Here is a 15471-nt window from a genome sequence, read left to right on the forward strand (position 1 = left end):
TATTTTGTAAAAGAAGAAGGAAGAAATCTTTCTTTGTAGTGCGTTTCAATTTATAATAGCAAATGGAAGGAGAGTGCTTATGTCATTAACAAATGAACAACAAGAGCGATTTCAAATTTTGCTCCAACAGTTGCAAATACCAGAAAACCTTATAAATCAATATTTACATGGCGGTGGTATTGAAAAGCTAGTTATTGATAAAGCGAATAAAAGTTGGCATTTTGACTTACAAGTGCCACGTATTTTGCCGACAGAATTATATGAGTTGCTAGAAACAAAGCTTAAGCAATCATTTTCTCATATTGCAAGAACAACATTTGCATTAGAAACAGAGAATAAACAATTTACAGAAGAAGAAGTGAAGGCATATTGGCCGCTTTGTACAGAACGAATTACATTTTCACCTATGTTCGCGTACTTAAAGAAGCAACTTCCGCAGGTCAATGGCGTGAAGTTGCTATTAAATGTGAATAATGAGCTGGAATCTACTGCTTTAAAGAAAAACGTTGCGAAACCAGTAGGTGATCAATACGAAGCTTTTGGATTCCCACGTTTTCAGTTAGACACACATATAAAGCAAAATGCAGAAGAAATGCAAAAGTTTCGTGAGCAAACACAGGAAGAAGATCGTCAACGAGTTATACAGGCTATGGAAGAGATGGCTAAAAAGCAAGCTGAAGAAAGTGATGTTGTTCATGAAGGACCAGTTGTGCTTGGTTATCTTATTAAGCCAGATGAAGAGATTACGCCGCTGCGTGAAATTCAAGATGAAGAAAGAAGAAAGACCGTTCAAGGGTATGTTTTCCATGTAGAGACGAAAGAACTTCGTAGTGGACGTACGTTATTAACTTTAAAGATAACTGACTATACGGACTCTATTATGATTAAGATGTTCTCACGTGATAAAGAGGATATCCCGATGTTACAATCCTTGAAAAAAGGAACTTGGGTAAAAGCGCGTGGTTCAGTTCAGAATGATACATTCGTGCGTGATTTAGTTATGATCGCAAATGATATAAATGAAATAACGGGACCTTCTCGTAAAGATAAAGCAAAAGAAGGGGAAAAAAGAGTAGAACTTCATCTTCATACTCCAATGAGTCAAATGGATGCTGTTACTTCTGTTTCTAAGCTCGTTGCCCAAGCTGGAAAATGGGGGCATGAGGCTATTGCAGTTACAGACCATGCTGTTGCACAGTCATTCCCAGAAGCATATTCTGCTGGTAAAAAGGCTGGAGTTAAAGTTCTATATGGTGTAGAAGCAAATTTAGTTAATGATGGTGTGCCGATAGCGTATAACGAAGCACATCGTCTACTTGCAGAAGAAACATATGTTGTCTTTGACGTTGAGACAACAGGGTTATCTGCTGTATATGATACAGTCATTGAGTTAGCTGCTGTAAAGGTAAAAGGTGGCGAAATTATTGATCGCTTTGAATCTTTCGCAAATCCTCATCAACCATTATCGGCGACGATTATCGAATTAACAGGTATTACAGATGATATGTTAACTGATGCACCAGAAGTGGACGAAGTGTTTAAAAAGTTTGAGGAATGGATGGGTGACCATACGCTTGTTGCTCATAACGCAAGCTTCGATATGGGCTTTATTAACGTAGGTTTTAAAAAGGCTGGGATAGAAAAAACGAAAAATCCAGTTATTGATACGTTAGAACTTGCACGGTTCTTATTCCCAGAAATGAAAAATCATCGATTAAATACGATGTGTAAAAAGCTTGATATTGAATTAACGCAACATCATCGTGCGATTTATGATACAGAAGCAACGGGATATTTACTTGTGAAGATGTTAAAAGATGTGATTGAAAAGGGATTTGAATACCACGATCAATTAAACGATAGTATGGGACAAGGGGATGCATATAAACGTGGGCGTCCAAGTCATATGACATTACTTGTCACATCAGATGTGGGGTTGAAAAATTTATATAAACTTGTTTCATATTCTCACTTGAATTACTTTTATCGTGTACCACGTGTACCACGATCACTATTAAAAAAATATCGCGAAGGCATTTTAGTAGGAACAGCTTGTGATAAAGGTGAAGTGTTTGAAGCTATGATGCAAAAAGCGCCTGAAGAAGTAGAAGAAATTGCACAGTTTTACGATTACATTGAGGTTATGCCTCCAGAAGTGTTACGTCATTTAGTAGAACGTGAACTTGTTCGAGATGAAGGACAGTTAAAAACAATAATTTCTAACTTAGTAAAACTAGGTGAGACGTTAGATAAGCCAGTTGTTGCTACTGGGAATGTGCATTATTTAGATCCAGAGGACGCGATTTATCGAAAAATTTTAGTAAGTTCGCAGGGCGGAGCTAATCCGTTAAATCGCCATTCATTACCGCCTGTACATTTCCGTACAACAAATGAAATGCTAGATTGTTTTTCATTCTTAGGTGAAGACAAAGCAAGAGAAATTGTTGTGGCAAATACACAAAAGATTGCATCATTAATTGGTGATGTTCATCCAGTAAAAGATGATTTATATACACCGAAAATTGAAGGTGCCGATGATGAAACACGTGATATGAGTTATATAATGGCACGAAGTATCTATGGAGATGAACTACCGGAAATTGTAGAAGCTCGTTTGGAAAAAGAATTGAAAAGTATTATTGGACATGGATTCGCCGTTATTTATTTAATTTCACATAAGCTTGTGAAAAAATCGTTAGTGGACGGTTATCTAGTAGGTTCGCGTGGATCGGTAGGTTCATCATTTGTTGCAACGATGATGGAAATTACAGAAGTAAACCCATTACCACCGCACTATGTATGTCCAAAGTGTAAACAATCAGAGTTCTTTAATGACGGTTCTGTAGGTTCTGGTTTTGACTTGCCAGATAAAGAATGTCCAACATGTAATGTTCCATACGTGAAAGATGGACATGATATTCCGTTCGAAACGTTCCTTGGGTTTAAAGGAGATAAGGTGCCCGATATCGATTTGAATTTCTCCGGAGAATACCAACCCCGTGCCCATAACTATACGAAAGTACTGTTCGGTGAAGATTATGTATACCGTGCAGGAACAATTGGTACGGTTGCGGAAAAAACCGCTTATGGGTATGTAAAAGGTTATGCTAATGATCATAACTTAACAATTCGAAATGCAGAGATTGATCGCCTAGTTGCGGGATGTACAGGTGTAAAGCGTACAACCGGACAGCATCCAGGTGGTATTATCGTTGTACCAGATTACATGGATATTTTTGACTTTTCACCAATTCAGTTTCCTGCTGATTCAATAGGTGCTGAGTGGAGAACTACACACTTTGACTTTCACTCAATTCATGATAATTTATTGAAACTTGATATATTAGGACACGATGATCCGACTGTTATTCGTATGCTTCAAGATTTAAGTGGTATTGATCCTAAAACAATCCCAACGGATGATCCGGAAGTAATGAAGATTTTCTCTGGTCCAGAATCTTTAGGGGTAACTGAAGAACAAATTAACTGTAAAACAGGTACACTTGGTATACCAGAGTTTGGTACGAAATTTGTAAGACAAATGTTAGAAGAAACGAAACCAACGACGTTTTCAGAGCTTGTCCAAATTTCTGGACTGTCTCATGGTACAGATGTATGGTTAGGTAATGCGAATGAATTAATTTATAACGGTACGTGTACACTGAGTGAAGTTATCGGTTGTCGTGATGACATCATGGTATATTTAATTTATCAAGGCTTGGATCCATCATTAGCCTTCAAAATCATGGAGTCGGTGCGTAAAGGTAAAGGTGTACCAGAAGAATGGGAAGAGGAAATGAGAAATAACAATGTACCAGGTTGGTATATTGATTCATGTAAGAAGATTAAGTACATGTTCCCTAAAGCCCATGCGGCTGCTTACGTACTTATGGCTGTACGTATCGCATACTTTAAAGTACATTTCGCACTTTTATTTTATGCGGCATATTTTACAGTTCGTGCAGATGACTTTGATGTAGAGGCGATGGCGAAAGGTTCAGCATCCATACGTGTAAAAATTGATGAAATTGCACAGAAAGGATTGGATGCAGCACCGAAAGAGAAGAGTTTATTAACGGTACTAGAAATGACACTTGAAATGTGTGAGCGTGGTTATTCATTCCAAAAGGTTGATTTATACCGCTCACATGCAACCGAATTTATAATTGATGGGGATACTTTAATTCCTCCATTTAATGCAGTGCCTGGTCTTGGTACAAACGCAGCTTTTAGTATTGTTGAAGCCCGTAAAAATGGTGATTTCTTATCAAAAGAAGACTTACAGCAGCGCAGTAAGGTTTCTAAAACGATTATTGAGTATTTAGATGGTCAAGGTTGTCTAGGAGATTTACCGGATCAAAACCAATTGTCACTGTTCTAATAGGTAGGAAAAGTCTTTGCAAATCAACATTTGCTATGGTATACTATAAACCGAGATAACCATGTCATGTATATTTTGTGAAAAAGAGAGTGGGGAAACCCACTCTTTCGTGTTACTATCTACATTTTGTTTATGTAGATAGTAAAGATATTTCTGTCGTATATACATATTTTGTTACAAGTTTTACTTCTTAAATTTGGTAATACTAAGACAGATATTCCCTGCTTAACGGCAGGGGCTTTTGTTAGCTAACGAGAAAGAATAAGATAGACCGTCTTTATGAACGGGATCTTTTCTTGTAAATGGTACATGGCGGCAGGAAGGAGGCTGTTTATGGATAAGAAAGTCACAGAAGTTGTAGAAGCATTTGCGCAGCCAATCGTTGAAGAGTTAAATCTTGAACTTGTAGATGTAGAGTATGTGCAAGAAGGACAAGACTGGTTCTTACGCGTATTCATCGATTCTGAAAAGGGAGTCGACATTGAAGAATGCGGTGCGGTAAGTGAACGTTTAAGCGAAGCTTTAGATAAAGAGGATCCAATTCCTCATCTTTACTTTTTGGATGTATCATCTCCTGGAGCGGAACGCCCATTAAAGAAAGAGAAAGACTTCCAGCAAGCGGTAGGAAAACAAGTGGCAATTAAAACATATGAGCCGATTGATGGTGAGAAGATGTTTGAAGGAAAGCTACTTTCCTACGACGGTACTACAATTACACTACTATTAACAATTAAAACACGTAAAAAAGAAATCCAAATTCCAATGGATAAAGTTGCAAATGCGCGACTTGCTGTTACGTTTTAGTAAGAAGGGGGATCTTCATGAGCACTGAGTTGTTAGATGCTTTGCTCGTATTAGAGTCAGAAAAAGGTATTAGTAAAGATATTATTATTGATGCGATTGAAGCAGCATTAATCTCTGCTTATAAACGCAATTTTAACCAAGCACAAAACGTTCGTGTGAGCTTTAATCCAGAAGTGGGAACAATTCAAGTTTTAGCACGTAAGGACGTTGTGGATAATGTGTTTGATCCACGTCTTGAAATCTCTGTAGAAGAGGCAAGACAAATTAATCCAAACTACCAAGATGGCGACGTACTAGAAATTGAAGTAACGCCAAAAGATTTTGGTCGTATTGCAGCGCAAACTGCAAAACAAGTTGTAACACAACGAGTTCGTGAGGCGGAACGTGGTGTTATTTATTCAGAATTTAGTGATCGTGAAGAAGACATTATGGTTGGTATTGTACAGCGCCAAGATGCTCGTTTCATCTATGTAAGCTTAGGTAAAGTAGAAGCTTTATTACCTGTAAGTGAGCAAATGCCAAATGAGCAATATAAACCACATGATCGTATTCGCGTATTTATTACAAAAGTAGAAAAGACAACAAAAGGACCACAAATTTACGTATCACGTACACATCCTGGTCTTTTAAAACGTTTATTCGAAATGGAAGTTCCAGAAATTTATGATGGAACTGTAGAAATTCGCTCTGTAGCACGTGAAGCAGGCGACCGTTCTAAAATTTCTGTACATGCAGTGAATATCGATGTTGATCCAGTAGGTTCTTGTGTAGGACCGAAAGGACAACGTGTACAACGCGTTGTAGATGAACTAAAAGGTGAAAAGATTGACATCGTTCGCTGGTCGAATGACCCAGTTGAATATGTTGCAAATGCTTTAAGTCCATCACAGGTTGTTAAAGTACTTGTAGACGAAGAAGAGAAAGCAACAACTGTTGTTGTTCCAGACCACCAGCTTTCATTAGCGATTGGTAAGCGTGGACAAAATGCGCGTCTTGCAGCTAAATTAACAGGCTGGAAAATTGATATTAAAAGTGAGTCTGATGCGAAACAACTTGGTATTGTGACAGAAGAAGATAGCGTAATCGCATTTGGATTCGATTCAGTTGAAGACGAAATCGAATAGAGGTGATGAGTATGAGCAATCGAAAAGTTCCGTTACGAAAATGTATTGCGACGCAAGAGATGAAATCAAAACGAGAGCTCGTTCGCATTGTTCGTTCCAAAGAGGGCGAAGTGTCTATTGATTTATCAGGGAAAAAATCAGGACGAGGTGCATATTTATCAAAAGATAAAGAAAGCATTATTCAAGCCCAAAAGAAAAACATTTTGGAACATCATCTAAAAGCGAAAATCGACAGTTCTCTGTACGAAGAGCTTCTTGAGCTTGTTGAGAAGGAGTCGAAATAAGTGTCTGATTGGAAATCGTTTTTAGGACTAGCAAACCGCGCTCGAAAAATTATTTCGGGTGAAGAACTCGTTTTAAAAGAAGTGCGAAGTGGCAAAGCAAAGCTAGTATTGCTTTCTGAAGATGCGTCAGCGAACACTACAAAACGTATCATTGATAAAACCACGTACTACAACATACCAATGAGAAAAGTCGAAAATCGACAACAATTAGGGCATGCGATTGGGAGAGACGAGCGAGTCGTTGTAGCTGTGTTAGATGAAGGCTTTGCGAAAAAGCTACGTAGCATGCTCGATACAAATTACCGGGGGTGAAGGTATGAGTAAAATTCGAGTACATGAATATGCAAAAAAAAATAATATCTCAAGTAAAGATCTTATGACAAAACTAAAAGAGATGAATATCGAGGTTTCGAATCATATGACAATGTTAGAAGATGAAGTAGTAAACAAATTAGATAATCAATATAACACTGAAGCAGAAAAACCTTCTGTTGCAGATGAGTTTGAAGTAGAAGAGAAAGTTGTTCGCAGTAAAAAGAACAGCAATAAGAAGAAGAAAAAAGGCAAAGGAAATGAAGACAAACGTCAAGATAACTTTGCTGGAAGACAACAAACGCAAATAGTAGAAACACCAGATAAAATCACTTTCTCTGGAAGCCTTACAGTAGGTGACCTTGCTAAAAAGTTAAGCAAAGAGCCATCTGAAATTATTAAAAAGCTCTTCATGCTAGGAATTATGGCAACAATTAACCAAGACTTAGATAAAGATACAATTGAGTTAATTGCTACTGATTACGGTATTGAAGTAGAAGAAGAAGTAGTTGTAAGTGAAACTGAATTTGAAACATTTATCGATGAGCAAGATGATGAAGAAAACTTAAAAGAACGTCCAGCTGTTGTTACAATTATGGGACACGTTGACCACGGTAAAACAACATTGCTTGACTCTATCCGTAATTCAAAAGTAACTGCTGGCGAAGCTGGTGGAATTACTCAGCATATCGGTGCATACCAAGTTGATGTAAATGATAAGAAAATTACGTTCTTAGATACACCAGGTCACGCGGCATTTACAACAATGCGTGCTCGTGGTGCACAAGTAACAGATATTACAATTCTTGTTGTTGCAGCTGATGACGGTGTTATGCCACAAACAGTTGAAGCGATTAGCCATGCGAAAGCAGCTGGAGTACCAATTATTGTTGCTGTGAATAAAATGGATAAACCAGCGGCAAATCCTGATCGTGTAATGCAAGAGTTAACAGAATATGAATTAGTTCCAGAAGCTTGGGGCGGAGACACGATTTTCGTACCAATTTCTGCAATTCAAGGCGAGGGAATTGACAACTTACTAGAAATGATTCTTCTTGTGAGTGAAGTAGAAGAATATAAAGCAAATCCAAATCGCTATGCAGCTGGTACTGTAATTGAAGCACAGCTTGATAAAGGTAAAGGAACTATCGCGACATTACTTGTTCAAAACGGTACACTTCGAGTTGGAGATCCAATTGTTGTTGGAACATCATTCGGTCGTGTTCGTGCAATGGTAAGTGATATTGGTCGTCGTGTAAAAGTTGCTGGTCCATCAACTCCTGTTGAAATTACAGGTTTAAATGAAGTGCCACAAGCGGGAGATCGTTTCATGGCATTCGCTGATGAGAAGAAAGCTCGTCAAATCGGTGAATCACGTGCACAAGAAGCGTTAGTTGCACAACGTGGTGAGAAATCTAAATTCAGCCTGGAAGATTTATTCCAACAAATCCAAGAGGGTGATGTAAAAGAAATTAACTTAATTGTGAAAGCAGACGTACAAGGTTCTGTAGAAGCAATGGCAGCATCACTTCGTAAAATTGATGTTGAAGGCGTAAAAGTGAAAATTATCCATACAGGCGTAGGTGCGATTACAGAATCTGATGTTATTTTAGCTTCTGCATCTAATGCAATTATAATTGGATTTAACGTACGCCCTGATGTGAATGCGAAGCGTACAGCTGAATTAGAGAAAGTTGATGTTCGTTTACACCGTATTATCTATAAAGTAATCGAAGAAATTGAATCAGCAATGCAAGGTATGCTGGATCCAGAATTCGAAGAAAAAGTAATCGGTCAAGCGGAAGTTCGTCAAACATTCAAAGTAACAAAAGTTGGAACAATCGCAGGTTGTTACGTAATAGACGGTAAAATTACACGTGATAGTGGCGTTCGTATTATCCGTGATGGCGTAGTAGTTTTCGAAGGACAACTTGATACGTTAAAACGTTTCAAAGACGACGTAAAAGAAGTTGCACAAAACTATGAGTGTGGTATTACAATTGAGAGATATAATGATCTTAAAGAAGGGGACATCATTGAAGCATACGTTATGGAAGAAGTGAAGCGATGATTATCGCTTCACTCTCATTCGAGTGTATGATTTACGATGTGCATTCTTTAAAAGAGAAACGAGCAATTTTACAACGTGTGTTAACTCGTGTGAAACAGCGCTATAATGTAGCTGTTTCTGAAGTTGGGCATCAAGATGTATGGCAACGTACAGAAATTGCAATTGTTTCCGTATCCTCAAATCGTGTTGTCTGTGAAAAAGAAATGAATCGTGTACTTGAGTATATCGATTCATTTCCTGAAATTGAACGTACGATAACACATTTGGAATGGTATTGAATGAGGTGAAGAGTTATGAAATTACGTGCGAACCGTGTGGGCGAGCAAATGAAAAAAGAATTAGGCGACATTATCAGTCGTAAAATTAAAGACCCACGTATTGGATTTGTTACAGTAACAGATGTACAAGTAAGTGGAGATTTACAAATTGCTAAAGTATATATTTCTGTTTTAGGTGACGAAGAACAGAAAGAAAATACATTAAAAGGTTTAGCGAAGGCAAAAGGCTTTATTCGTTCAGAAATTGGCCAACGTATTCGTCTTCGTAAAACACCGGAAATTTCCTTTGAGTTTGATGAGTCTATCGGATATGGTCATCGAATTGATACACTTTTACATGAAATTAATAAAGACGGTAAACGTGAAGAATAATGGATAGACATTTGTCTATCCATTTTTTCAATGTAAAATAAGTTTTGCATAATTACAATTACTACAGAAGAATAACGATGAGGTGAATATATGGAAGGTGTAGTATTATTACATAAGCCAAAGGGAATGACATCACATGATTGTGTGTTCAAATTAAGAAAGATATTGCGTGAGAAACGAATTGGTCATACAGGGACACTGGATCCAGATGTAACAGGAGTATTACCTATTTGCGTAGGGCGTGCAACGAAAATTGCGCAATTTTTAACAAGTGAAACAAAAACATACGAAGGTGAAGTGACATTAGGGTTTTCAACAACAACAGAAGATGCTTCTGGTGAAGTTGTGGAGAAACAAGATGTAAATCGTGTCATTACACGTAAAGAAGTAGAAGAGGTACTAGCGGAACTAACAGGGACAATTGAACAAATGCCACCGATGTTCTCTGCTGTAAAAGTTAACGGGAAAAAACTATACGAATATGCAAGGGCAGGACAAGAAGTTGAACGTCCAGTTCGTACAATTACAATTCATGAATTTGTATTACTTGATGAACGTGAAGTTTTTGAAGGGGAAAACATTTCATTTCGTTTCCGTGTAACGTGTAGTAAAGGAACATATGTAAGAACGCTAGCAGTAATGATTGGTGAAAAACTTGGATTTCCATCACATATGTCTCACCTTGTAAGAACAGCATCTGGTGAATTTTTACTAGAAGATTGCATATCATTTGAAGAAATTGAAGAAAACGTGCAAAATGGAACAGTAGAGTCTATTTTCATCTCAATTGATGAGGCGCTAAGTAAGTTTCCAAAAATGGTTGTAGATGAAAAGCAAGCTGAAAAAATAAAGAACGGTATGTTCTTAAAGAATGAATTAGGAACAACAGCACCATTTATTACAGTATTTGATAAAAATGATCGTTGCTTAGCAATTTATGAGCATCACCCAAAACACCCTGGCATGCTAAAGCCAATGAAAGTACTTGTGAATAATCAAGAACTAAAGCTATAATGAATTATTGGAAGGATTATTACAGAAAAAGGTGAATTCAAGCGTGAAACTTATTCATTTAACTCATCCACATGAACAAAATACAATAGAATTACCACCTACTGTAATGGCATTAGGATATTTTGATGGCATTCATTTAGGACATCAACGTGTGATTCGAACAGCGAAAAAAATAGCGGATGAAAGAGGATGTAAAAGTGCTGTCATGACGTTCCATCCACACCCATCTGTTGTATTAGGAAAAAAAGAAGCGCATGTGGAGTATATTACACCGATGCGCCTTAAAGAAGAAATCATCGCAAGTTTAGGAATTGATATCTTATATGTGGTGAAATTCGATGAGCCATTTGCTGGATTATTGCCACAACAGTTTGTCGATGAGTATATTATTGGTTTAAATGTAAAGCATGTAGTAGCAGGCTTTGATTATTCATATGGACGTTTAGGAAAAGGGAAGATGGAGACTTTACCATTTCATGCAAGAGGGGAGTTTACACAGACCGTGATCGAAAAAGTTGAATATCAAGAAGAAAAAGTAAGTTCTACTTCATTACGAAAGTTAATTCGAAACGGTGAAATGGAACAAATTCCATCTATTTTAGGGAGAGCTTACACGGTAGAAGGAACAGTTGTACACGGTGATAAGCGTGGACGTCAAATTGGTTTTCCAACTGCAAATGTAGGTTTAAGTGATGAATATCTGTTGCCACCTGTAGGTGTATATGCGGTAAGGTTGAAGGTTCATGATGAATGGCATGATGGTGTATGTAATATCGGATATAAACCAACTTTCAAAGAGAATGAGCGTCAATTATCTATTGAAGTGCATCTATTTGAATTTAATAAAGACATATACGATCAAAGTGTTACAGTGGAGTGGCACATGCGTATAAGAGAAGAAAAAAAGTTTAATGGAATTGATGAGTTAGTTGCGCAAATCGCTCAAGATAAAAAGATTGCCCAAGAATATTTTGCGAGCGTAAAGAATATACTTGCTTTTTCAAATGAAAAGTAGTATTCTATGTTATGTACTTTATGACAACCATTACTTGGCATTGCGACTCACCGATGCTTGCTAGGTAACTGGGGGTTTAATTATTAGGAGGTGAAATAGGATGGCTTTAACACAAGAGCGTAAAAATGAAATCATTGCACAATTTAGAACTCATGAGACTGATACTGGTTCTCCAGAGGTTCAAATTGCTGTCCTAACGGAGCAAATTAACACTCTAAACGAGCACTTACGTACTCACAAGAAGGATCATCATTCACGTCGTGGTCTATTAAAGATGGTTGGTAAACGTCGTAACTTACTTACTTACCTTCGTAATAGCGATATCACGCGTTACCGTGAATTAATCACAAAGCTTGGCTTACGTCGATAGTCAAAGAAGCGGGAATATTCCCGCTTTTTTGTTAGGTAAAAATATATCTTCTACTCTTTATAGCTTACTTAATTTTCGGCAATACTAGAGGAAAGAATATTGTGATATACTATCCATTTACATAGAAGAATTGAATATTTTAAATTGAGAGGGGTACTTAAATGAGTCAGGAAAAGCAAGTCTTCTCGATAGATTTAGCTGGTCGTCAGCTAACAATTGAAACAAGTCAGCTTGCAAAACAAGCAAACGGAGCAGTATTAGTAAGATATGGCGACACAGCAGTTCTATCTACAGCAACTGCATCAAAAGAGCCAAAAAATGTAGATTTCTTCCCGCTTACAGTAAACTATGAAGAGCGTTTATATGCAGTTGGAAAAATCCCAGGCGGTTTTATTAAGCGCGAAGGCCGTCCAAGTGAAAAAGCAATTTTAGCAAGTCGTTTAATTGACCGTCCAATCCGTCCACTTTTCGCAGATGGTTTCCGTAATGAAGTACAAGTTGTCAGCATCGTAATGAGTGTTGATCAAGACTGTTCTTCTGAGATGGCAGCTATGCTTGGTTCTTCATTAGCATTATCTATTTCAGATATTCCATTTGAAGGTCCAATCGCAGGTGCGACAGTTGGTCGTATTAATGGCGAGTTCGTTATTAATCCAACAGTTGAACAGCAAGAACAAAGTGATATGCACCTTGTTGTAGCTGGTACGAAAGATGCAATTAACATGGTTGAAGCAGGAGCGGATCAAGTACCTGAAGAAACAATGTTAGAAGCAATTATGTTTGGACACGATGAAATTAAACGTCTAATTGCATTCCAAGAAGAGATTGTACAAGCTGTCGGTAAAGAGAAAACAGCAGTGAAACTTTATGAAGTGGATGCTGTTTTGAACCAAGCTGTACGTGAAATGGCTGAGACAGATATGCATTCTGCAATTCAAGTGCACGAAAAACATGCACGTGAAGATGCAATTAGCGTAGTGAAAAAGCGTGTAATTGAGCATTACGAAGCTGAGGAAGCTGATGCTGATACATTAGGACAAGTAAGTGAGATTTTATATAAAATTGTAAAAGAAGAAGTACGTCGTCTTATTACAGTTGAAAAAATCCGCCCAGATGGTCGTAAAGGTGATGAAATTCGTCCTTTAGCATCAGAGGTTGGCCTTTTATCTCGTACACATGGTTCTGGTCTATTCACACGTGGACAAACGCAAGCATTAAGTATTTGTACATTAGGTGCATTAGGCGATGTGCAAATTTTAGATGGTCTAGGTGTAGAAGAGTCAAAACGCTTTATGCACCATTATAATTTCCCTTCATTTAGTGTTGGTGAAACAAGACCAATGCGTGGACCAGGTCGTCGTGAAATTGGTCACGGTGCACTAGGAGAACGTGCTCTTGAACCTGTAATTCCATCTGAAAAGGATTTCCCATATACAGTTCGTCTTGTATCTGAAGTATTAGAATCAAATGGTTCTACTTCACAAGCGAGTATTTGCGGTAGTACATTAGCGATGATGGATGCGGGTGTACCACTTAAAGCACCAGTTGCTGGTATTGCAATGGGTCTAGTGAAATCTGGTGAGCATTACACAATATTAACAGATATTCAAGGAATGGAAGACCATTTAGGTGATATGGACTTTAAAGTAGCAGGTACTGCAAAAGGTGTAACTGCACTACAAATGGACATTAAAATCGATGGTTTATCTCGTGAGATTTTAGAAGAAGCATTACAACAAGCGAAAGTTGGTCGTATGCACATTCTAGATCACATGTTATCTGTTATCGCTGAACCTCGCATTGAGTTATCTGCGTATGCTCCAAAGATTATTACAATGACAATTAACCCAGATAAAATTCGTGATGTTATTGGACCAAGTGGTAAACAAATTAATAAAATCATTGAAGAAACTGGCGTTAAAATTGACATCGAGCAAGATGGTACAGTATTCATTTCATCAATTAATCAAGAGATGAATGAAAAAGCGAAGAAAATTATCGAAGATATCGTTCGCGAAGTACAAGTAGGCGAAATCTACTTAGGAAAAGTTAAACGTGTTGAAAAATTCGGTGCGTTCGTTGAATTATTTAGCGGTAAAGATGGACTTGTTCACATCTCTGAACTTGCACTTGAGCGTGTAGGTAAGGTAGAAGATGTTGTGAAAATCGATGATGAGATTTCAGTTAAAGTTATCGAGATTGACAAACAAGGTCGTGTAAACTTATCTAGAAAAGTATTGCTAAAAGAAGAGCAAGAAAAAGAAGCAGCTAAAGAAGAAAACGCTAAAGAAGAAAACGCACAAGAACAACAATAAGTGAAAGCCAGTTTAGCTGGCTTTTTTTGTTATGTAAAAAATGTGATTCATTTAGATTTTTATGTGAGTATAGGTATAGTTTTCATCATAACGCTCAAATTAACAAAGATAAGAAGAAAATGGTTTCTTTTTTATAGTTAATGGGAGGGTTTTATATGAAAGCTCGTATATTAGCGTACATATTTATATTTTCTTTATATGTGGGTTTTGGCTCTTATTCCGTTTTTGCGCAGGATAATTTGCATGAAGAGATTCAAAAACATGCAAAACAGTACGAGATTATGCCGCAAAATGCGATGATTGATAAGATTTGGAAGGCGATGCCTGGGTATAATGGAAAACAAGTGGATATAGAAGCGTCCTATAATAATATGAAGAAAATCAAGAAGTTTGATCAAAAACAACTTGAATTTAAGGAAGTATCGCCGAGTATTCACTTAGAAGATTTACCACCAGCTCCCATTTATCGAGGACATCCAAATAAAAAAATGGTGGGATTAACAATTAATGTGGCCTGGGGTAATGAGTATTTGCCACGTATATTAGAGATATTGAAAAAACATGATGTGAAGGCGACTTTCTTTTTAGAAGGACGCTGGGTGAAAGAAAACTTACGATTTGCCAAAATGATTGTCGATGCAAATCAAGAAGTAGGAAATCATTCTTACACACACCCCAATATGAAAACGCTATCTTCAGATGAAATACGAGAGCAATTACAAAAAACGAATCGAATGATAGAAGCGGCTACGAATCAGAAAGTGAGATGGTTTGCTCCACCAAGCGGAAGCTTTCGAGATGAGGTAGTAAAAATAGCAGATGATTTCCAAATGGGGACGATTATGTGGACTGTAGATACAATTGATTGGAAGCGGCCAGAACCGGGTGTGCTATTGCAGAGAGTAATGCGAAAAATACATCCAGGTGCTATTGTGCTAATGCATCCTACTTCATCTACAACAGAAGCGCTAGATACTATGATTAAAAATTTAAAGGAACAAGGATATAAAGTGGGGAATATTACAGAATTACTAGATGAAAAACGTGTGGATTAAATACATTTGCATGACATTCAACTCTAAACTTGTTATCATTAAATAATAGCAATTATTTAGAGAAACTGGCATTAGG

At 37.4% G+C, this 15471-nt stretch carries 13 protein-coding genes; all 13 read left to right on the forward strand.

Annotated features, from left to right (window positions below):
* Window positions 1-79 precede the first annotated feature (79 nt).
* The 13 genes from MR071_RS18380 (at window position 80) to MR071_RS18440 (ending at window position 15395) form a co-directional block, all read left to right on the forward strand.
* Window positions 80-4381 carry a PolC-type DNA polymerase III gene (locus tag MR071_RS18380; RefSeq protein ID WP_242237393.1) on the forward strand — a complete coding sequence of 1434 codons (4302 nt, stop codon included), beginning with the start codon at window positions 80-82 and terminating at the stop codon, window positions 4379-4381.
* Between the two features lie 333 nt (window positions 4382-4714).
* On the forward strand, window positions 4715-5185 hold the full coding sequence (gene rimP / locus MR071_RS18385) for a ribosome maturation factor RimP (protein ID WP_000359098.1): 471 nt from the start codon (window positions 4715-4717) through the stop codon (window positions 5183-5185).
* A 17-nt stretch (window positions 5186-5202) separates the two neighbouring features.
* Window positions 5203-6309: a transcription termination factor NusA gene (nusA, locus tag MR071_RS18390; RefSeq protein ID WP_105586450.1), complete on the forward strand. Its 1107-nt coding sequence runs from the start codon at window positions 5203-5205 to the stop codon at window positions 6307-6309.
* 11 nt (window positions 6310-6320) lie between these two features.
* Window positions 6321-6593, forward strand: a complete 273-nt coding sequence (rnpM, locus tag MR071_RS18395) for an RNase P modulator RnpM (protein ID WP_002088161.1) — start codon at window positions 6321-6323, stop codon at window positions 6591-6593.
* Window positions 6594-6905 (forward strand): YlxQ family RNA-binding protein, encoded by a 312-nt coding sequence (locus tag MR071_RS18400; RefSeq protein WP_001286519.1) that lies wholly within the window; start codon window positions 6594-6596, stop codon window positions 6903-6905. It abuts the gene before it with no gap.
* 4 nt (window positions 6906-6909) lie between these two features.
* On the forward strand, window positions 6910-8976 hold the full coding sequence (gene infB / locus MR071_RS18405; RefSeq protein ID WP_105586451.1) for a translation initiation factor IF-2: 2067 nt from the start codon (window positions 6910-6912) through the stop codon (window positions 8974-8976).
* Entirely contained in the window at window positions 8973-9254 is a 282-nt protein-coding gene (locus MR071_RS18410) for a DUF503 domain-containing protein (RefSeq protein WP_002088157.1), read from the forward strand. Before infB ends, MR071_RS18410 begins: the two co-directional genes overlap by 4 nt.
* A 15-nt stretch (window positions 9255-9269) precedes the next feature.
* Complete coding sequence (rbfA, locus tag MR071_RS18415) at window positions 9270-9626, forward strand: 30S ribosome-binding factor RbfA (protein WP_002173084.1); 357 nt, start codon at window positions 9270-9272, stop codon at window positions 9624-9626.
* 90 nt (window positions 9627-9716) lie between these two features.
* Entirely contained in the window at window positions 9717-10640 is a 924-nt protein-coding gene (gene truB / locus MR071_RS18420) for a tRNA pseudouridine(55) synthase TruB (protein WP_105586452.1), read from the forward strand.
* A gap of 43 nt (window positions 10641-10683) precedes the next feature.
* Window positions 10684-11655 (forward strand): bifunctional riboflavin kinase/FAD synthetase, encoded by a 972-nt coding sequence (gene ribF, locus MR071_RS18425; protein WP_105586453.1) that lies wholly within the window; start codon window positions 10684-10686, stop codon window positions 11653-11655.
* A gap of 100 nt (window positions 11656-11755) precedes the next feature.
* Entirely contained in the window at window positions 11756-12025 is a 270-nt protein-coding gene (gene rpsO, locus MR071_RS18430; protein ID WP_001229392.1) for a 30S ribosomal protein S15, read from the forward strand.
* A 161-nt stretch (window positions 12026-12186) separates the two neighbouring features.
* The gene (gene pnp / locus MR071_RS18435) at window positions 12187-14340 is read left to right on the forward strand and encodes a polyribonucleotide nucleotidyltransferase (RefSeq protein ID WP_105586454.1); all 2154 of its coding nucleotides are present in this window, start codon (window positions 12187-12189) and stop codon (window positions 14338-14340) included.
* Between the two features lie 155 nt (window positions 14341-14495).
* On the forward strand, window positions 14496-15395 hold the full coding sequence (locus MR071_RS18440) for a polysaccharide deacetylase family protein (RefSeq protein WP_105586455.1): 900 nt from the start codon (window positions 14496-14498) through the stop codon (window positions 15393-15395).
* Window positions 15396-15471 lie beyond the last annotated feature (76 nt).

Source organism: Bacillus cereus group sp. BfR-BA-01316 (assembly GCF_022664195.1).
In the GTDB taxonomy this organism is placed as follows: Bacteria; Bacillota; Bacilli; order Bacillales; family Bacillaceae_G; genus Bacillus_A.